The organism is Cupriavidus sp. DB3, assembly GCF_020418465.1.
GTDB classification, from domain to species: domain Bacteria; phylum Pseudomonadota; class Gammaproteobacteria; order Burkholderiales; family Burkholderiaceae; genus Cupriavidus; species Cupriavidus cauae.
Window position 1 is genome coordinate 79395 of the sequence record NZ_JAIZPL010000002.1, and the last position, 18015, is coordinate 97409.

Consider the following 18015-nt stretch of genomic DNA (forward strand, 5'->3'; position numbering starts at 1 on the left):
GGGGCGGGGTTGCCCTCTGCCCCAGTCCCTCTCCCGCAAGCGGGAGAGGGGAGCAACAGCGCGCGCAAGCAAGGGGCGGCGTATTCTCCCTCGCCCCAAGCGGAAGCGGCGAGCAACCAATCGCGTGAGCAAAGGCTGGTGGTGTCCTCCCTCTCCCGCTTGCGGCAGAGGGCCGGGGAGAGGGCACACAGCGCTCGCATGACCGCGATCGCCTGACCCCGGCAACATCAATCCAAACCCCTACTCCTGCCCCCCGGGCGCCAGCACGTCCCGCGCGCCATTGCGCCCCATCGGCGAAACCAGTCCCGCCACTTCCATCTGTTCGATCAGCCGCGCCGCGCGGTTGTAGCCGATGCGCAGATGGCGCTGCACCGCCGAGATCGACGCGCGGCGCGATGTGAGCACGAAGGCCGCGGCCTCGTCGTACAGCGGATCGGCCTCGGCATCGCCGCCGGGCCCGTCGCCGAACAGGTCGCCGCCGGCGGCCTCGGCCGGGTCGGGCGCCAGGATCGCGTCGTCGTAGTCCGGCTCGCCGAACTGCTTCCAGTGCTCGACCACGCGATGGACTTCGTCGTCGCCGGCGAAGGCCCCGTGCACGCGTTGCGGATAGCCGGTGCCCGGCGGCAGGAACAGCATGTCGCCCTGCCCCAGCAGGCTTTCCGCGCCCATCTGGTCCAGGATCGTGCGCGAGTCGATCTTCGACGAGACCTGGAAGGCCACGCGCGTCGGGATGTTGGCCTTGATCAGGCCGGTGATCACGTCGACCGACGGACGCTGCGTGGCCAGGATCAGATGGATGCCGGCCGCGCGCGCCTTCTGTGCCAGCCGCGCGATCAGTTCCTCGATCTTCTTGCCGGCCACCATCATCAGGTCGGCCAGCTCGTCGATCACCACCACGATCAGCGGCAGCGTCGACAGCGGCTCGGGCGCGTCCGGGGTCAGCGAAAACGGATTGCGGACCTTGTCGCCCGCGGCCTCGGCGGCGCGGATCTTCTGGTTGTAGCCGGCCAGATTGCGCACGCCCAGCGCCGACATCAGCCGGTAGCGCTTCTCCATCTCGCCGACACACCAGTTCAGCGCGTGCGCGGCCTGCTTCATGTCGGTGACCACCGGCGCAAGCAGATGCGGAATGCCCTCGTAGACGGACAGCTCCAGCATCTTCGGATCGATCATGATCATCCGCACGTCGTCCGGCGTCGCCTTGTACAGCATCGACAGGATCATCGCGTTGATCGCGACCGACTTGCCCGAGCCGGTGGTGCCGGCCACCAGCAGGTGCGGCGCGCGCGCCAGGTCGGTGACCACCGGATTGCCGGTGATGTCCTTGCCCATCGCCAGCACCAGCCGCGACGCATGGGACTGGAAGGATGACGCTTCGACGATCTCGGACAGGCGGATCATTTCGCGGCGGGCGTTGGGCAATTCCAATCCCATGCAGGTCTTGCCGGGAATGGTCTCGACCACGCGGATCGAACTGACGCCGAACGCGCGCGCCAGATCCTTCATCAGCCCGACCACCTGCGCGCCACGCACGCCCATCGCGGGCTCGACCTCGAAGCGCGTGATGACCGGACCGGCCGAGGCGCCGACCACGGACACCGGCACCTTGAACTCGGCCAGGCGCTGTGCGATCAGCTCGCCGGTTTCGGCCAGATGCTGCTCGGAAACCTGCTCGGCATGTTCGACCGCCGGTTCGAGCAGATCGATGCCGGGCAGGCGGTAGTCGACGATGCGGGGCGGCGGTGGCGGGGCGATCGGCGCAGCCGGGGCGATGGGCGCGGCGGCCGCGGCGGGCTTCGCCACGGCAATGGCGCCGGGCGGCTGCGATGCCGCGTCGAGCGGCACCGCGCGGCCGACCACGGCCGGCAGCACGATGCGGGGCTTTTGGGCCGGGGGTGGCGTGGGGGCGGTCGTTTCGGCCGAATCCGTCGTTTCGGCTGCTTCGATCGTTGTCGTTGCTTCCGTTGCTCCGGTTCCGTCGGTTGCTCCGGCTCCGTCGGTTGTGTCGGTTGTGTCGGTTGCGTCGGTTGTTGCCGTGGGTTCGGCTGCTGCGGTGGCATCCGCGGCCGATTCCTCCCATGGCGGCTCCCACGCTGCCGTGGGTGTCGCCACGGTCGCCGCCTCTGGCTCCGGCTCCGGCCCGGGCTCGGGCTCGGGCTCGTATATGGCTACGGCGTCAGCCGCTGGCCCGCTCTCCGGCTGTCCCTGCTCCGCGCCGGCCAGCGCACGCAATTCCGCCAGCAAGGCCTGCGCCTCGGCGCGGATCGCCGCGTAGGCCGCGGTCTGTTGCGCGTCGGCGAGCTCGGACTCGGTCGGGTGAGTTTCGGCGGGCCCGGATTCGGTCGAGTGAGTGTCGGCGAGCTCGGATTCGGTCGGGAGAGATTCGGCTGACGTGGCCGTCTGTTCGGCTACGGCCGGGGCTGCCGCTGCGGCACCGCTTGGCGCGTTGGCGCCCTGCTCCGCGGCCGGCGCGGCCGCGGAAGGTGTCGCTACGCTGGCGCCATTCGTGGGCGCGGCGCCCGTAGCCCTCGCCTGCGGCTGCGCTTCGGGCAGCGTCGTGATCGCGCTGCGCAAACCCAGTTGCGGCTGATGGAAGGGGCTGGCGACGACGGTGGCACGCAATGGCCCGCGCGATGGTGCAGAGGCAGCGGAGAATCCCGAGGCGGAAGATGTCGACGAAGCGGACGAGGACCACGAGGCGGAGGCCGTCGAAGCGGTCGCGGCCATCGGCGCGGCGCCTGCCGACCGCGATGGCGCCGAAGGGGCCGCAGGGGTAGAACGGCCCGGACCCGCGGTCCTGCCCGGCGCGGCGCTTTGCACTTGCGATGCCGGCGCGGAAGGCGCGGGTCGAGCCGGTCGAGCCGGTTGAGCGGTCCGGGTCGCCTGCGCCGGCTGCAGCCAGATTTCGCCGGGCTGCGGCGGCGATACGCGCGTGCGCGGCGGCGGTTGCCACGCCGGCGCGCGCCGTGCCGATACCGCTTCGATGCCCTTGTGGCGGGCCGTGGGCCGCCGGGCGCTGTCGTCGACCGGCGTCCAGCGCGTCGCCACGGGGGCAGGCATGGAGGCTTCGCGCACCGGCCGCGAGGCGGCCGGCATCGCGTCATCGGTCGCGTCGGCGGCAGCGGCATGGCGCCGCGGCTTGCGCGCGAACAGGCTGTGCCACGTCTCGCCGAACACCATCGGCGCGGCCAGCGCCAGCACGCCAAGCATCAGCAGCAGCGCACCGGTCCATCCGAACAGGTCGGCCGCGATGCCGGCCACCCCTGCCCCGGCGGCGCCGCCGGAGGAAGCGCCGGAGGACGCGGTGGGCTCCACGTCGGACGAGGCCGACGCACTGGCCGTCAGCGCTTCGAGCGCCGCGCTCGCGCACAGCGTCAGCGCACTGCCGAGCCAGACGCGCAGCGTGCCGGGCCCGGAAAACACCGGCTGTCCCGCCAGCATGCGCGCCACCATGCGCCATGCCAGCGGCAATAGCCAGAAGGTCGACAATCCGAACCAGCCCAAACCCATATCGCTACGCCATCGAAAAAACCACGGGCAGCGATTGTAGCGGTTATGCCGCCGGTGCCGGCCCTGCCACAAGCAAAAAACGCCGCGCGCGGCGCATCAATTCAGCGGCCCGCCCGCTCCGCCGACGCTGAAGCGGCCTGCGCCGAGCAGCATCACCGCCACCGCGGCGCCGAGGAACATGCCCTGCAGCTCCAGCTCCCAGCCACCGCTCTTGTTCAGCATGCCGAGCTGATGCATATGGACCAGGCCGACCGCGAACAGCATGTTGATGACGATCACCAGTGCGGCCGCGCGCGTCCACAGGCCGATGATCAGCAGCACGGGCGCCAGCACTTCGCCGATGTAGACGCCATAGGCGATGAAGGAAGGCAGGCCCGCCTGGTCGACCATCTGCACGATGCCTCCGGGGCCGTTGATGACCTTCGCGATGCCGTGCAACAGGATCAGTATCCCCAGCACGATACGCAGCACCGCCTTGCCCAGATCCTGAGAACCATGAGTAGCAGCCATCGATGTCGCTCCTTTGGTGATTGACGCAAACGGGTCCCCGGTTCGATCCGTGCGCAGAGGTTGTAGGCGCCTTGCGCTGCACGCGCAGGCGCCCCTGTACCTTAGCGCCGGTTCGCGTGAAGGTAAAGCCGCAAATGCGCGCGGAACCCTTGCTGGGCGCGGGTTGTGGCGCGGACGGCAACACCGCGGCGGACCGCGCTTCCCGCCGCGCGCTCAACGGCGACGGGTTGCGCCCCTCGCAGCGCGGCCAAGGGCGGCGGCCGCCGGCCTGGGAAGCCCGTGAACGGCGAGCGGATCAGCCCGGCGCGGTCGGCGGCAAGGGCTGGTGCATGCCCGGCGGCATGATCGGCTGCATGCCGGCCTGGCGCACGTTCTCCGGCAGGATCTCGGTCAGGAAATCCAGGAAGCGCCGCACCGCCGGCGGCATGCCGTGCCGCGACGGGAATACCGCGTGCAGCGTGCCGACCGGCATGCGCCACTGCGGCAGCAGCACCTCCAGGTCGCCGCGCTCGATCGCCTCGCGGCAATACATGCGCGGCAGCATCGCGACGCCGATGCCTTCGACCGCCGCCGACAGCAGCACGGCGAATTCGTCGCAGACCAGGCGGGGATCGTAGGGAATCTGCGTGGGCGGCTCGTCGCCGATGGACAGGTTCCACACATGGCGTCCGTCGTGCGGCTTCTGCCCGACGCCGGGGACGCCTGCCAGCGCCTTGGGCGTGCGCGGACGGCCGATCACGTCCAGCAGACCGGGGCTGGCCACCAGCGTCAACGGGCTCGAGCCGAAGGTGCGGATCGCCAGCGACGAATCGTCCAGCACCTCGCGCACGCGCAGCGCCAGGTCGTAGCCCTCCCCGATCACGTCGACGCGCCGGTTGGTGGCGTCGATCTCGACCTGCACGCCCGGGTTCTCGCGCATGAAGCGTCCGATCGACGGCGCCAGCAGGTTCTGCGCGATGCCGACCGCGCAGGCCACGCGCAGATGGCCGCCGGGCTGGGCGCGGGCCTGCTCGACGACGTCGCGCGCGGCCTGCGCCTCGGACAGCATGGCCTTGCAGCGCTCGTAGAAGGCCTCGCCCAGCGGCGTGACGCGGACCTGCCGCGTGGTCCGGCGCAGCAGCTGCACGCCAAGCTCCTTTTCCAGCTGGGCGATGCGCCGGCTCAGGCGCGACTTGGGCACACCGGTGGCGCGGCTGGCGGCGGAGAAGCTGCCGTGCTGGACCACCTGGGCATAGAGATAGAGATCGTTGAGGTCTTGCATGGTCGCCATCGTAAGGGCTGGGCGGCCGCTCGGGCCGGCGCAATGCGTTCTACGAATAGAACAATAATTTCCATTATGGGTCACTACCGACATCAATCGCCAGCCTTTATCTTTCCTCACATCCAAACCAATTCCGATGTGGAGAGCGTGATGAAGATTCTGCAAATCGATTCGAGCGTGCTGGGCGACAACTCGGTGTCCCGCAACCTGACGGCGCAAGTGGTGGCGGATCTGCGCGCCCGCCATCCGGAAGCGACCCTGACCGTGCGCGACCTGGACAAGGAGGCTGCGCCCCACCTGTCCGGCCATCTGCTGCCGGTGCTGGGCGGCCCGAAGGAAGGGCTGGACCCGGTGCAGCAGGCCGAGCTGGAGCGCACCGAGGCCTGGCTGAAGGAATTCCTGGAGGCCGACGTGCTGGTGCTGGGCGTGCCGCAGTACAACTTCGGCATTCCGAGCCAGCTCAAGGGCTGGATCGACCGGATTGCGCAAGCGGGCCGCACCTTCCGCTATACCGAGAACGGTCCGGTGGGCCTGGCCGGCGGCAAGAAGACGATCGTGGTGTCCTCGCGCGGCGGCGTGCGCCAGGATCCGAACGGGCTGGACCTGCATGAGGTCACGATCGACACGGTGCTGCGCTTCCTCGGCATCACGGACATCACCTATGTCCGCGCCCATGGCCTGGCGATGGGTCCGGAATACCGGGCTGCCGGCCTCGATGCCGCCAAGCGCGAACTGGCCGCGCTCAACGACGAGGACGGCCGCCTGGCCGCCTGATCGCGGCGCTTCGGCGCGGTGCTCGGCGCAGTGCTTGCACATGCCGCTGGCGTCCCGCGCCGTCAGCGGTTGACCGACTCCCCGCAGGGAGGGATCGCGTCTATGATGGAGCGGTTCGTACCTGCGGTTTCGGCGTACGCCCACTCGGGGGAGCAGGCGCTGCCGCGCGATGCGCGGGCTGGCCGGAACCGGCCACGGCGACGGTGCCAGGCAGGCATCGCCTCGCCATCGACACCGGAGCCCGCATGCCCTCTTCCCTGTTGCCCGCCAGCGTCGTCCACCCTCCCCAGGAACCGGCGCTGCTGTCCCGGTACCGCCATATCCGGGCCGCCACCGAAGCGATGGTGGCCGATATCAGCGACGCCGACGCGACGGTGCAATCGATGGACGATGCCAGCCCGGCCAAATGGCATCTGGCCCATACCACCTGGTTCTTCGAGGAATTCGTGCTGACCGCGCGCATCCCCGGCTACGAGCCGGTCGATGCGCGCTACCGCTATCTGTTCAATTCGTATTACGAGGCGGTCGGCGCGCGCCATCCACGCCCGCGCCGCGGCCTGCTGAGCCGGCCGACGCTGGACGAGGTGCTGGCCTACCGGGAAGCGGTCGACGAGGCGATGTTCGATCTGCTGATGCGCGCGCAGACCGACGAGGAAGCCGCGCTGATCGAGCTGGGACTCAATCACGAGCAGCAGCATCAGGAGCTGCTGCTGACCGACATCCTGCATCTGTTCGCGCAGAATCCGCTCAAGCCCGCCTTCGCGCCCGAGCTGGTGGCGCCGGTGATCGCAGACCCGCGGCCGGTGCCGGAATGGTTGACGTTTTCCGGCGGCGTGGTGGCGATCGGCCATGAGATGGGCCCGGACCGCGCGGGCTTCGCCTTCGATTGCGAGGGTCCGCGGCACCAGGTGCTGCTGCGCCCCTATCAGCTGTGCTCGCATCCGGTGACCAACCGGCAGTGGTTCGAATTCATCGAGGATGGCGGCTATCGCAGCGCCGGCCTGTGGCTGTCGGACGGCTGGCGCTGGGTCGGCGAGCAAGGCATCGAGGCACCGCTGTACTGGGAGGAGCGCGACAGCACCTGGTGGCAGATGACGCTGCGCGGCATGCATCCGGTCGACCCGGAGAGCCCGGTCACCCATATCAGCTACTACGAGGCGGACGCCTTCGCGCGCTGGGCGGAGCGCCGCCTGCCGACCGAGGCCGAATGGGAACACGCGGCCCGCAACCTGCCGGCCACCGGCAATTTCCTCGAGGGCCGCGCACTGCGGCCGCTGCCCGACCGGCAGAACACCGCGGGCGTGCTGCGCCAGATGTACGGCGATGTCTGGGAATGGACCGCCAGCGCCTTCCTGCCCTATCCGGGCTTCCGCCCCAGCCCCGGCGCGGTCGGCGAGTACAACGGCAAGTTCATGAGCAACCAGATGGTGCTGCGCGGCGGATCGTGCGTGACACCCGAATCCCATATCCGCGCCACCTACCGCAATTTCTTCTATCCCCACCAGCGCTGGCAGTTCACCGGCGTGCGGCTGGCGGACGATGCCTGAGCGGGCCGAGGGGAACGTGCGGCGCCGGCCCTGACGATCCTACCAACCGGCCTTGCCCTTCCCCTTGCCGCCGTCCATCGGCGTATCGGGAAACTGCTTCTGCCAGCGCGAGCGCAGCCCCTGGGCGATCTCGGGCTGGTTGTAGCGCTCGGCGAAATCGATCGCCGTCATGCCCTGCTGGTTGCGGATCCGGATGTCGGCGCCCTCGTCCAGCAGCAGCTTGACCGTCTCGATATGGCCGCCGCGCGTGGCCATCATCAGCGGCGTGGTGCCGTTCGGGCTCTCCGCGTCGACATAGGCGGACTCTTCCAGCAGGTAGCGGACGATCTCCAGATGGCCGTTGGTGGCCGCGTAGTGCAGCGGCGTCCAGCCGGTCTTGTTGATCTCGACCTGGCGCTGCCCGACCATCCGCTTGACCATGTCGAGCTGGCCCTGCAGGCATGCCATCATCAGCGCGGTCTCGCCGGCGGCGTTGGTCTTGTCGAAGTCCAGGTTCTTGGCCTCGATCAGCGCCTCGGCCGCCTTCAGCGACTTTTCGCGCAGCGCCGCCACCAGCAGCGGATCGCCGCGGCGGTCGGTCAGGTTCGGATCGACGCCGCGCGAAAGCAGCTTGCGGACTTCATAGCCATTGTCGAGCTCGACCGCCAGCCGCAGGTCGTCGGCCGGCGCCGCCAGCACCGGCAGCGCGCCGCCGGTCAGCGCCGCGGCCAGAACGGTGGCCAGCAAGGGGCGGCGCAACGACTTGATATCAAGCATTAGCAGTCCTCTCCATGTGCTTGAACAGATTGAAGAAGTTGTCCGTGGTTTGCCGCGCGACCTGCTCCACGGGCAGCCCCCGCAGTGTGGCGATGAACTCGCCGACATGCCGCACCCAGGCCGGCTCGTTGGTCTTGCCGCGGTACGGCACCGGCGCCAGGTACGGCGAATCGGTCTCGATCAGCATCCGGTCCAATGGCACCTTGCGCGCGGTCTCCTGCAGGTCGACCGCGTTCTTGAAAGTGACGATGCCCGAGAACGAGATATGGAAGCCCATGTCCAGCGCCTGCTTGGCGACGTCCCAGGTCTCGGTGAAGCAGTGCAGCACGCCGCCGACCGCGCCGGCATCCTCTTCGCGCATCAGCCGCAGCGTGTCCTCGGCCGACGAGCGGGTATGGATGATCAACGGCTTGCCGGTCTGCCGGGCGGCGCGGATATGGGTGCGGAAACGCTCCCGCTGCCACTCCATTTCGTCGATGCTGCGGCCGTTGAGCCGGTAATAGTCCAGCCCCGTCTCGCCGGTGCCGACCACCCTCGGATGGTTCGACAGCGTGACCAGCCGCTCGACCGTCGGCTCCTCGGCGCCCTCCTCGTAGTCCGGATGCACGCCCACCGAGGCGTACAGGTTCGCATGCTGCTCGGCCAGCGCCAGTACGCGCGGGAAGTCCTCCAGCGTCACCGAGATGCACAGCGCATGGGTGACCTGGTTCTCCTGCATATGCGCCAGCAGTTCGGGCAGCCGCGCGGACAGGTCGGGGAAATCGAGGTGGCAGTGGGAGTCGACGAACATGGCAGTTGGGGAAATCGGGCGGAGCGGGCGGGTTTGGGGGCGACTTTCGGCGTATCGGAAAGATCAGGCGCCCTGATCGACGCGCCGCCCCATGATGATCAGGTCGCGCTCGATGCCATCGAGCACCGCGACGCGCGGCAGTTCGCCCCAGCGGGCAAAGCCCAGCCGCTCGAACAGCGCCAGGCTGGGCGCGTTGTGGCCGAAGATGAAGCCGAGCAAGGTGTTGACGCCGATGGCGGGCGCGTGGGCCATCGCCCGTTCCAGCAACAGCCGGCCCAGGCCCTTGCCGCGGTAGCGATCGTCGAGATAGATCGACACCTCGCTGGTGGCGCCGTAAGCCGGCCGGCCATAGAAATCCGAATAGCTGAGCCAGCCGGCCAGTTGGCCACCGGCATCCTCGACCACCCACAACGGCCGCCGCTCGGGGCCGTGGGCATCGAACCAGGGCTGGCGCGAGGCGACGCTGACCGGCTCCGTGTCGGCGGTGACCATGCGCGAGGCAACCGTGCCGTTGTAGATCGCGACGATACCCGGCAGGTCCTGGCGCTGTGCGTCACGCACGGTGAAACCGCTTGCTTCCATGTTTCTCTTCTTTAAAATCAAGTTGTTATCGTAGGCACTTCAAGTCTTGCATAAGGTTGCCGTGGGGCCGGGCGCCGGGCGCCGGCCACGCTCAGGCCGGCTGCCGCTGGAACAGGTGCCGGTAGTCCATCAGCACCGCCTCCATCACCAGCCGCGCCGCCAGCGGATGCTGCTCGTGGCGCCGGTGCTGGACCAGCCGTGCCGCAAACGCCTGCAGCCGATGCGCGTCGGTGGCACCGGCGCAGCGCCGCAGCGCCGCCATCTCGCCGGGGAAGTAGCGCGCGCCGGCCTCGCCGCCCAGGCACAACGCCAGCAGATCGTAGGTCCAGCGTTGCAGGATACCGAGTACCGAGGGCACCGGCAGCTTCTGCAACTGCTCGGCGGCGGCCAGCGCGTCGAGCGACGGGCCGGTGGCGAGCTGGCCGACCAGCCAGCGCTGCAGCGGCAGCTCCTCCGCCTCGGCCGCATGCAGCGCGGTCAGCGGCGCGCCGCCGGCCTGGGCCAGCTGCGCCGGCGCATCGGCGACGCCCTGGGCTTTCAGCCATTCCAGCGCGGCCTGCTCGCTCGGCCGGCGCAGCGCGACCTGGCGGCAGCGCGACAGGATGGTCGGCAGGATCCGGTCGATGCGGTCGGTGACCAACAGGAACACCGTCGCGGGCGGCGGCTCTTCCAGCGTCTTCAGCAGCGCGTTGGCGCCCTCGTGCTGCAGCGCATCGAGCGGATACACCACCACGGGACGCAGGCCCGAGCGGTGCGTGCCGATGCCGACCGCCTCGATCAGCGCCCGCACCTGTTCCATCCGGATGATCTTGCTCGGCGCCTTCTTCTTGCCGCCGCCGTCGTCCGCCTTGGCGTCGGTATCCGCATCGCCGCCCTCCATCGCCTCGGGCCGCACCACGGTGAAGTCCGGGTGATTGCCCTGGCCGAACCAGTGGCAGGCGGCACAGGTGCCGCAGGGCTGGCCGTCGGCGAGCGGCGTGTCGCACAGCAGCGCCTGAGCAAAGTGCAGCGCCAGGTCGCGCTTGCCGATGCCCTGCTGGCCGTGCAGCAGCAGCGCGTGCGGCAGCCGGTCGCGCAGCGCCATCAGTTGCCGCCAGTCTTCGGTTTGCCAGGGATAGAGCATGGAAATCAACGGGTTATCGACAGCAATTGATGTTGTTTGAGAGGATGCGACGTTGTTGCCGCGTTGTTGCGGATTCTGCAACGACGGCGCGACCCCTCATATCATCGAGACTTGATACTTTCTTCAATTCAAAGACTTGCAAGAATCTGCTCAAGCGTTTTCTGAATCTCCGCGATCGGCCGCGTGCTGTCGATCAGCCGGAAGCGCGCCGGCGCCTCCTCGGCCCGCCGCAGGTATTCGGCCCGTGTCCGCGCGAAAAAGGCGGCCGACTCGGCCTCGAACTTGTCCGGTTCGCGCGCCCCGGCCAGACGGGCGCTGGCCACCTCCAGTGGCACGTCGAACAGCAGCGTCAGATCCGGCTGCAGATCGCCTTGCACCCAGCGCTCCAGCGTTTCCAGCCGCTCGCGGGCCAAGCCGCGGCCGCCGCCCTGGTAAGCGAAGGTCGCATCGGTAAAACGATCGGAGATGACCCAATCGCCACGTGCCAACGCCGGTTCGATGACCTCGGCCAGATGCTCCCGGCGGGCGGCGAACATCAGCAGCGCCTCGGTTTCCAGATGCATCGGCCGGTGCAGCAGCAGCTGGCGCAGGTCCTCGCCGAGCGCGGTGCCGCCCGGCTCGCGCGTGGTCACCACGCGCCTGCCCTGCCCCAGCCGTTGCTGCAGCTGCCCGGCGAACCAGGCCAGGTGGGTACTCTTGCCCGCCCCGTCGATGCCTTCGAAGGTAATGAATGTTCCGCGCATGGCGATGCTGTTCGTGATTATTTGCCGCGCTGGTATTGATCGACCGCGCGATTGTGTTCGGGAAGCGAGTTGGAGAAGTGGCTGGTGCCATCGCCGCGGGCGACGAAATACAGCGCGTCGGTCGGCGCCGGCGTGGTCGCCGCCGCCAGCGACGCCACGCCCGGCAAGGCGATCGGCGTGGGCGGCAGGCCGGTGCGGGTGTACGTATTGTACGGAGTGTCGGCCTGCAGATCGCGCTTGCGCAGGTTGCCGTCGAACATCTCGCCGATGCCGTAGATCACGGTCGGATCGGTCTGCAGCATCATGTTCTTGCGCAGCCGGTTGATGAAGACCGCCGCGATCATCGGCCGCTCGGCCGCCTGACCGGTCTCCTTCTCGACGATCGACGCCATGATCAGCGCCTCGTACGGCGTCTTGTACGGCAGGTCCGGCGAGCGCGCGTTCCAGGCCTCGTTCAGCCGCCGCTGCATCGCCCGGTACGCATGCTTGTACAGCTCGACGTCGCTGCTGCCGCGCGCAAACAGATAGGTATCCGGAAAGAACAGCCCCTCGGCCGAGGGCTCGGTGGCGCCGATCGCCTTCAGCAGCTCGGCCTCGCTCATGCCTTTGGTGTCGTGCCGCAGCGCGGGATGGGCGTCCACGGCGGCGCGCATCCGGCGGAATTCCCAGCCCTCGATCACCGTCAGCACATGGTGGTTGACCTCGCCGCGGGCGATGCGGCCGATTACCTGCAGCGGCGTGACGCCGCTCTCGAACTGGTAGCCACCGGCCTTCAGGCTGGCGTGGTTGCCGGTCAGCCGGGCCAGCAGCACGAACAGCCGGGCATCGATCGGCACGCCGCCCCTGGCCACCTGGCGGGCGACGCTCGGCACGCTGGAATTGGGTTTGATGATGACCTCGAGCGGCGAGCTGCGCAGCGTCAGCGGCTGGTTGGCCCACCAGGCGAAGGCGCCGGCGGCGGCCAGCGCGAATGCCACGGCGGCCAGAACCAGCCGGGAAAGAAAACGTTTCATCGACAAGCTTGGGTAAGTGCGGGTCTGAATGAGGGCCTAACTGCGGGGATAAACGCGAAGATAAGCGCGAATCTCTCGTGAATCGGGGCCGCCGGCCTGCCGGGCAGCGCGAAAACGGGCAAACGGCAGGAGTGGCAGGCTCAACAGGTGACCGAGAAGACGGCCGCCGGCCGCAATGACGGCAGACCCATATAATACCGGGAGCCTTGTCCGGGGCCGCCGCTCACCGCGTCACAAGTTGTGACAGGCCCCGCACAAGCCATCCGCCAACCGTGCCGGCCTGAGCCGGCTTCGAATCGAATTCCATCCATGCACGCCCCGAATCCCGCCCGCGCCGCCCAGTTCGCCGCCCTGCGCCAGGACGGCGTCGTTTGCCGCCCCGCCGAGCTGGGCCTGATCCGCGTGGCCGGCGATGACGCCGCCACCTTCCTGCATACCCAGCTGACCAATGCCGTCGAGGACCTGCCCGCCGGACAGGCCCGGCTGGCCGGCTACTGCTCGCCCAAGGGCCGCCTGCTGGCGACGCTGCTGATCTGGCGCGATGCCCAGGGCATCGCCATGCAGCTGTCGGCCGACCTGCAGCCGGCGATCCAGAAGCGGCTGTCGATGTTCGTGCTGCGCGCCAAGGCCAGGCTGTCGGACCTGGGCGCCGAATCGGGCATCGTCGGGGTCGCTGGCGCCAAGGGCGCCAGCGCGCTGTCCGCCGCCGGCCTGCCCGCGCCGGCCGAGCCCTGGACCACCGCCAGCGCCGGCGAGGCGACCGTGATCCGCCTGCCCGATGCCGACGGCGTGCCGCGCTGGCAGGTCGTGGCGCCGGCCGCGCAGGCCGATGCCGTGCAGCAAACGCTTGGCACCACGCTGCTGCCGGCCGATGCCGAGCTGTGGGACTGGCTGGAGATCCGCGCCGGCATCCCGCGCATCGTGGTCGCGACGCAGGAACAGTTCGTGCCGCAGATGATCAATTTCGAGCTGATCGGCGGCGTCAATTTCCGCAAGGGCTGCTATCCGGGCCAGGAAGTCGTCGCGCGCAGCCAGTATCGCGGCACACTCAAGCGCCGCATGTGGCTGGTCAGCGGCGAAGGCGAGACCCCGGACGCAGGCGCCGAAATCTATCGCGCCGACGATCCCGGCCAGCCGAGCGGCATGATCGTCAACGCCGCGCCCAAGCCCGATGGCGCCGGCTGGGACGCGCTGGCCGAACTGAAGATCGATGCGGCCGGCGCCAGCCTGCATTTGGGCCACGCCGAGGGGCTGGCGGTCACCGTGGGCGAGCTGCCCTACCCGGTGCCGCTGCTGGCCACCGATCCGGCCGCCTGACGCCGCGTGAGGCCGGGCAGGCCGCAGCGTCCAACAGGTCCATCAATGGTCAATCAGCTCCATCAGGCCCATCAGGCCCATCAGGCCCATCAGGTGCATCAGGTGCATCAGGTGCATCAGGTCCATCAGGTGCATCAGGTGCATCAGGTGCATCAGGTGCATCAGGTCCATCACGTCCATCGGGTCCGCAAGGAGACGCCGCGATGAGCGACCACCTGTTCGTCTACTTCCGCGTGCGCGAGCACGAGGCCGCCGAGGCGCTGCCGCACTGGCACCGCTGGATGGCCACGGTGGCCGAAGCCACCGGGATCGGTGGTACGCTGATGCGCAGGCCCGAAACCCGCGCCGGCCTGCAGACCTGGATGGAGGCCTACGCCGACGTGCCGCCGGCCTTCGATGCGACGCTCGACGGACTGTGGCGGCAAAGCGGTTTGCAGCACTGGCTGGAAGGCGAGCGCCAGGTCGAAAAGTTCGTCGACCTGGACCTGTTGTAGCGCGGCGCCGCCTGCATCGATGCACTGCACCGATGCAGCGGCCCGCAACAAGGAATGGCTTATGTGTTTGATCCTCGTCGCCTGGCAGGCCCACCCCGACTATGCGTTGGTGGTCGCGGCCAATCGCGATGAATTCTATGTCCGCCCGGCGGCGCCGGCGCACTGGTGGGACGATGCGCCCGAGGTGCTGGCCGGCCGCGACCAGGCGGACGTGATCGGCGAACCCGGCACCTGGATGGGCGTGACCGCCGGCGGGCGCTTTGCGGCGCTGACCAATTACCGCGCGCCCTCCGAGAAGCGCACCGATGCGCGCTCGCGCGGCGAACTGGTGGCGGGCTTCCTGCGCGGCGAGGCTTCGCCGGAGCAATATGTCGGGGATCTCGCCCGCGGTGCCGGCATCCGCGGCCCCGGCGCCTACAACGGCTTCAATCTGCTGGCGGGCGATCTGGATGCGCTGTGGTGGTACAGCAACCGCTCGCCCGACGGCGCGCCGCAGCGGCTCAAGCCCGGCCTGTACGGCCTGTCCAACGCGCTGCTCGACACGCCCTGGCCCAAGGTCCGCAGCCGCGTCGGCGCGCTGGCCGAGACGCTGGCCGCCGATACCGGCGCGCCCAATGCCAGCGTCGAGCCCTATCTGGCGCTCTTGGCCGATACCCGCCAGGCCTGCGATTTCGAATTGCCGCAGACGGGCGTCGCGCCCGAATGGGAAAAGCTGCTGTCGTCGGCCTTTATCCGCTCGCCCTCGTACGGCACGCGCGCCAGCACCGTGCTGCGGGTGCGCCACGATGGCCGCTTCGACCTGAGCGAGCGCAGCTTCGATGCGGCGGGGCCGACCGGCGAGGTGTCGTACCGGGGCCAGATGAACGTCGCCAGCCGCGCCGGCACGATTCCGGCGCCACGCTGACGCCTTGCGTCCTTCCCGCGCAGGGCGGGAACCCGGTGGCGTTGACGCGCGTAGACCGGTAGATCGACAAGAACGCCGGGCCCCGCATGCGTGCGGCCGGCAGCCTTGGCACTCAACTCGACAGATAGCGCCGCACCGTCCGCGCGCCGGCCAGCGCGATCCATCCCATCGTCAGCGCCACCAGGCCGAGTCCATAGCGCAGGTCGCTGGCATGCGCGACGCCGCCGATCATCACCGGGCCCAGCATCAGTCCGATATAGCCGAAGCGCGCCACCCGCGAAATCCCCTCGGCCGGCGGGACCCCCGGCAGCTTCGACGCCGCCACGAAGAAGATCGGGACCATATTGGCCGCGCCCAGGCCCATCATCGCAAAGCCCAGCAGGCTCGCCCACGGTGCGGGCCACAGCAGCGCCAGGCTGATGCCGACGAAGGCCAGCCAGGCGCTCGCCGTCAACGTGCCGCCATCGGTCCAGCGCGCCCGCGCCAGATCGCCGGTGAAGCGGCCGACCGCCATGCCGCCGGAGAAGGCGGCATAGCCGAAGCTGATCCAGCCGATCGGCGCCTGCGCGATCTCGCGCATATAGACGCTGGTCCAGTCGTACATCGCGCCCTCGCCCACCAGCCCGAGAAACGCCATCAGGCCCAGCAGCCACAGCGCGCGGCCGGCATGGTCGTGGCCCTTGTCGGCGTGCGGCGCGGTCGGGTGGTCCGGCAGCAGCCAGCGTTTGGAGGCCAGCCCGACGCCGGCGGTCAGCAGCGCCATGCCGATCGCGTGCGCCAGCGGCGCGACCTGCAGCGACAGCAACAGCCCGCCCACTGCCGCGCCTACCATGCCGCCGAGGCTGAACATGCCGTGCAGCGCGGACATGATGGGTTTGTGGCGCTGCGATTCGACCGTGGCAGCCTGCGCGTTCATCGCGACGTCGAACACGGCGCTGGCCATGCCGAAGGCGATCAGCGCGGGCACCAGCGCGTAGAAATGCGGCATCGCCAGGATCGCGATGGTGGCCAGGCCATAGGCGACGCCGCCCGACATGCAGGCGCGCGTGCTGCCGACCCTGGAGATCCACCGTCCCACCGGCCCCATCGCGATGATGGCGCCGAAGGCCACCGCCAGCATGGCCATCGACAGCACGGCGTCGGACAGGCCGAAGCGCGTCTTGATGGTCGGGATATGAACGCCCCAGGTGGCGAAGGTCGCGCCATTGACGAAGAACAGCGCCATCGTGGCCCAGGTGGCCGGCGCGGTGCGCGGCGGCGGGGGCGGATCGGCGGGTGCGGGAGATGGCGATACGGGCGCGGCGGACTGCCGCGGCAGATCGGTCGAAAGGTCGTTCATGCGAGACGGTTGGTACGGCTCGGCGCGGCTTGGTGCGGCTTGCGCCTTGGTGCGGCTTGCGGCTCGATGTGGCTTGGCACGGCGCCAAACGAGGACAGCCGCGCCAAGTGCAAAGCAATCTCGAGGCAATCTCAAGGCAATCTCAAGGCATGCCCAAGAGTGCGCCGAGGGACCCTGCATGGTCTCATACCTCCGCCGCCGCGGCCGTCGGCCGATGGCTGACGCGCCGGCCGCCCGAGGACCCGAGCCCGCCCGGGGCTAGCCTTGCGTCCCGCCGGCCAGCCGCTTGCGCATCTCGATATGGGGAATGCCCGCTTCCTCGAACGGCTCGCCGACCTGCTGGAAGCCGACGCGGGCGTAGAACGGCGCCGCATGCGACTGCGCGTTGAGCACCAGTTCGGGATAGCCGAGTTCCTCGGCCTTGGCCATCAGCGCATCGAGCACCCGCGCGCCGATGCCGGTGCCGCGCGCGCTGGCCAACACCGCCATGCGGCCGATGTGGCCGTCCGGCAGCAGCCGGCCGGTCGCCACCGGGACGCCCTGCGCGTCATAGGCGATCGCATGCCAGCTGGGCTCGTCCCACTCGTCCCATTCGAGTTCGACCGGCACGCCCTGCTCTTCGACGAACACGGCATAGCGGATCGCGCGCGCGGTCTCGCGCGCTTCGGACCAGGGCAGCAGGCGAACGGTGAGAGTCATGATGGGAGGGATGACGCGACGGTTGCGAGGATCGGCATGATACTCGCGTCGGGCCGATCTTTCAGCGGACCTGGTCGGCGCCGGCGGGATGGCGAGATCACGAGATGGCGAGATGGCGAGATGGCGAGATGGCGAGATGGCGAGATGGCGAGATGGCGGTCGCGCGCGGCAGGCGCGCGACCGCCTCTCGACCACCCCCGAAGGCAGGCTTACTGCTCCGGCGCCACCGTCTCGTAGGTCACGATCGCCTCGCGCACCGCGGCCGGCACCGGCGCCGAACGCTGCGTCGCCGGATCGGCGCAGACGTAGACGATCTCGCCGGTGATCAGGTGCTCGTCGCCGCGGTACATCTCGACGCGGAACAGCATGCTGGAGCGGCCGATGCGCGCGATGCGGCCGCGAATGTCGAGCATGTCGTCGAAGCGGGCGGAGCCGTGGTATTCCAGCGTCGATTTGACGACGTACATGTCGACGCCATGCGCGTGCAGCACGTCCTCGGGATAGCGGATGCCGACCGCGCGCCAGTACTCGGTCACGCAGATGTCGCAATAGGTCAGGTAATGCGCGTTGAAGACGATCGACTGCGGATCGACCTCGGCCCAGCGCACGCGCAACGGCATGCTGTGGCGAAACTCTTCCTTGGCCATGCGGAT

The 18015-nt window shown here is 69.2% G+C and carries 18 protein-coding genes; 5 read left to right on the top strand and 13 right to left on the bottom strand.

Translation table 11 applies throughout. The annotated features are described in order from the left end of the window. Positions 1-240 precede the first annotated feature (240 nt). From K7G19_RS06090 to K7G19_RS06100, 3 genes are all read right to left on the bottom strand, one after another. Positions 241-3510 carry a DNA translocase FtsK gene (locus K7G19_RS06090; protein ID WP_226106431.1) on the bottom strand — a complete coding sequence of 1090 codons (3270 nt, stop codon included), beginning with the start codon at positions 3508-3510 and terminating at the stop codon, positions 241-243. A 96-nt stretch (positions 3511-3606) separates the two neighbouring features. Then, positions 3607-4020 carry a DoxX family protein gene (locus K7G19_RS06095; RefSeq protein WP_149318773.1) on the bottom strand — a complete coding sequence of 138 codons (414 nt, stop codon included), beginning with the start codon at positions 4018-4020 and terminating at the stop codon, positions 3607-3609. Between the two features lie 295 nt (positions 4021-4315). Further along, entirely contained in the window at positions 4316-5281 is a 966-nt protein-coding gene (locus tag K7G19_RS06100) for a LysR substrate-binding domain-containing protein (protein ID WP_226106433.1), read from the bottom strand. Positions 5282-5431: 150 nt separating this feature from the next. Between K7G19_RS06100 and K7G19_RS06105 the strand changes: the two genes are divergently transcribed. Both K7G19_RS06105 and egtB read left to right on the top strand, forming a co-directional pair. Further along, positions 5432-6055, top strand: a complete 624-nt coding sequence (locus K7G19_RS06105; protein WP_149318775.1) for an FMN-dependent NADH-azoreductase — start codon at positions 5432-5434, stop codon at positions 6053-6055. A 245-nt stretch (positions 6056-6300) separates the two neighbouring features. After that, a complete protein-coding gene (egtB, locus tag K7G19_RS06110; RefSeq protein ID WP_226106436.1) occupies positions 6301-7602 on the top strand; it encodes an ergothioneine biosynthesis protein EgtB in 1302 nt (433 codons plus the stop codon). Positions 7603-7641: 39 nt separating this feature from the next. On the opposite strand, the gene K7G19_RS06115 is transcribed toward egtB, so the two are convergent. The 6 genes from K7G19_RS06115 to mltG all read right to left on the bottom strand — a co-directional run bounded on the left by K7G19_RS06115 (position 7642) and on the right by mltG (position 12609). Continuing rightward, complete coding sequence (locus K7G19_RS06115; RefSeq protein ID WP_149318777.1) at positions 7642-8358, bottom strand: ankyrin repeat domain-containing protein; 717 nt, start codon at positions 8356-8358, stop codon at positions 7642-7644. After that, the gene (locus K7G19_RS06120) at positions 8351-9148 is read right to left on the bottom strand and encodes a TatD family hydrolase (protein ID WP_226106438.1); all 798 of its coding nucleotides are present in this window, start codon (positions 9146-9148) and stop codon (positions 8351-8353) included. Before K7G19_RS06120 ends, K7G19_RS06115 begins: the two co-directional genes overlap by 8 nt. A gap of 63 nt (positions 9149-9211) precedes the next feature. Further along, positions 9212-9730: a GNAT family N-acetyltransferase gene (locus K7G19_RS06125; RefSeq protein WP_149318779.1), complete on the bottom strand. Its 519-nt coding sequence runs from the start codon at positions 9728-9730 to the stop codon at positions 9212-9214. A 91-nt stretch (positions 9731-9821) separates the two neighbouring features. Further along, positions 9822-10853 (bottom strand): DNA polymerase III subunit delta', encoded by a 1032-nt coding sequence (locus K7G19_RS06130; RefSeq protein ID WP_149318935.1) that lies wholly within the window; start codon positions 10851-10853, stop codon positions 9822-9824. Between the two features lie 128 nt (positions 10854-10981). Further along, positions 10982-11596 (bottom strand): dTMP kinase, encoded by a 615-nt coding sequence (gene tmk / locus K7G19_RS06135; RefSeq protein ID WP_149318780.1) that lies wholly within the window; start codon positions 11594-11596, stop codon positions 10982-10984. Positions 11597-11613: 17 nt separating this feature from the next. Then, complete coding sequence (gene mltG, locus K7G19_RS06140) at positions 11614-12609, bottom strand: endolytic transglycosylase MltG (protein ID WP_149318781.1); 996 nt, start codon at positions 12607-12609, stop codon at positions 11614-11616. Between the two features lie 309 nt (positions 12610-12918). Between mltG and K7G19_RS06145 the strand changes: the two genes are divergently transcribed. Beyond that, a complete protein-coding gene (locus tag K7G19_RS06145; protein ID WP_150082960.1) occupies positions 12919-13926 on the top strand; it encodes a folate-binding protein YgfZ in 1008 nt (335 codons plus the stop codon). A gap of 42 nt (positions 13927-13968) precedes the next feature. Here K7G19_RS06145 and K7G19_RS24900 read toward each other — a convergent pair whose 3' ends face one another. Then, positions 13969-14097 (bottom strand): hypothetical protein, encoded by a 129-nt coding sequence (locus K7G19_RS24900; protein WP_255650715.1) that lies wholly within the window; start codon positions 14095-14097, stop codon positions 13969-13971. Between the two features lie 32 nt (positions 14098-14129). Between K7G19_RS24900 and K7G19_RS06150 the strand changes: the two genes are divergently transcribed. Next, a complete protein-coding gene (locus K7G19_RS06150) occupies positions 14130-14420 on the top strand; it encodes a DUF4936 family protein (protein ID WP_149318783.1) in 291 nt (96 codons plus the stop codon). A gap of 61 nt (positions 14421-14481) precedes the next feature. After that, on the top strand, positions 14482-15324 hold the full coding sequence (locus K7G19_RS06155) for an NRDE family protein (protein ID WP_226106440.1): 843 nt from the start codon (positions 14482-14484) through the stop codon (positions 15322-15324). 112 nt (positions 15325-15436) lie between these two features. Here the strand turns inward: K7G19_RS06155 and K7G19_RS06160 are convergent, their stop codons facing one another. The 3 genes from K7G19_RS06160 to K7G19_RS06170 form a co-directional block, all read right to left on the bottom strand. Further along, positions 15437-16549, bottom strand: coding sequence for an MFS transporter (locus tag K7G19_RS06160; protein WP_226107034.1), 1113 nt, complete (start codon positions 16547-16549; stop codon positions 15437-15439). A gap of 372 nt (positions 16550-16921) precedes the next feature. After that, positions 16922-17362: a GNAT family N-acetyltransferase gene (locus K7G19_RS06165; protein ID WP_226106442.1), complete on the bottom strand. Its 441-nt coding sequence runs from the start codon at positions 17360-17362 to the stop codon at positions 16922-16924. A gap of 209 nt (positions 17363-17571) precedes the next feature. Continuing rightward, positions 17572-18009: a YbgC/FadM family acyl-CoA thioesterase gene (locus tag K7G19_RS06170; protein ID WP_023264187.1), complete on the bottom strand. Its 438-nt coding sequence runs from the start codon at positions 18007-18009 to the stop codon at positions 17572-17574. Between the last annotated feature and the right edge of the window lie 6 nt (positions 18010-18015).

Excerpts from the sequence above, each read along its gene's own strand:
- tmk (WP_149318780.1), bottom strand. The coding sequence starts at position 11,596 with ATGCGCGGAACATTCATTACCTTCGAAGGCATCGACGGGGCGGGCAAG.
- K7G19_RS06120 (WP_226106438.1), bottom strand. The coding sequence starts at position 9,148 with ATGTTCGTCGACTCCCACTGCCACCTCGATTTCCCCGACCTGTCCGCG.
- K7G19_RS24900 (WP_255650715.1), bottom strand. The coding sequence starts at position 14,097 with ATGGACCTGATGCACCTGATGCACCTGATGCACCTGATGCACCTGATG.
- mltG (WP_149318781.1), bottom strand. The coding sequence starts at position 12,609 with ATGAAACGTTTTCTTTCCCGGCTGGTTCTGGCCGCCGTGGCATTCGCG.
- K7G19_RS06115 (WP_149318777.1), bottom strand. The coding sequence starts at position 8,358 with ATGCTTGATATCAAGTCGTTGCGCCGCCCCTTGCTGGCCACCGTTCTG.
- K7G19_RS06145 (WP_150082960.1), top strand. The coding sequence starts at position 12,919 with ATGCACGCCCCGAATCCCGCCCGCGCCGCCCAGTTCGCCGCCCTGCGC.
- K7G19_RS06105 (WP_149318775.1), top strand. The coding sequence starts at position 5,432 with ATGAAGATTCTGCAAATCGATTCGAGCGTGCTGGGCGACAACTCGGTG.
- K7G19_RS06170 (WP_023264187.1), bottom strand. The coding sequence starts at position 18,009 with ATGGCCAAGGAAGAGTTTCGCCACAGCATGCCGTTGCGCGTGCGCTGG.
- K7G19_RS06090 (WP_226106431.1), bottom strand. The coding sequence starts at position 3,510 with ATGGGTTTGGGCTGGTTCGGATTGTCGACCTTCTGGCTATTGCCGCTG.
- K7G19_RS06095 (WP_149318773.1), bottom strand. The coding sequence starts at position 4,020 with ATGGCTGCTACTCATGGTTCTCAGGATCTGGGCAAGGCGGTGCTGCGT.
- K7G19_RS06130 (WP_149318935.1), bottom strand. The coding sequence starts at position 10,853 with ATGCTCTATCCCTGGCAAACCGAAGACTGGCGGCAACTGATGGCGCTG.
- K7G19_RS06155 (WP_226106440.1), top strand. The coding sequence starts at position 14,482 with ATGTGTTTGATCCTCGTCGCCTGGCAGGCCCACCCCGACTATGCGTTG.
- egtB (WP_226106436.1), top strand. The coding sequence starts at position 6,301 with ATGCCCTCTTCCCTGTTGCCCGCCAGCGTCGTCCACCCTCCCCAGGAA.
- K7G19_RS06100 (WP_226106433.1), bottom strand. The coding sequence starts at position 5,281 with ATGCAAGACCTCAACGATCTCTATCTCTATGCCCAGGTGGTCCAGCAC.
- K7G19_RS06125 (WP_149318779.1), bottom strand. The coding sequence starts at position 9,730 with ATGGAAGCAAGCGGTTTCACCGTGCGTGACGCACAGCGCCAGGACCTG.
- K7G19_RS06150 (WP_149318783.1), top strand. The coding sequence starts at position 14,130 with ATGAGCGACCACCTGTTCGTCTACTTCCGCGTGCGCGAGCACGAGGCC.
- K7G19_RS06165 (WP_226106442.1), bottom strand. The coding sequence starts at position 17,362 with ATGACTCTCACCGTTCGCCTGCTGCCCTGGTCCGAAGCGCGCGAGACC.
- K7G19_RS06160 (WP_226107034.1), bottom strand. The coding sequence starts at position 16,549 with ATGGCGCTGTTCTTCGTCAATGGCGCGACCTTCGCCACCTGGGGCGTT.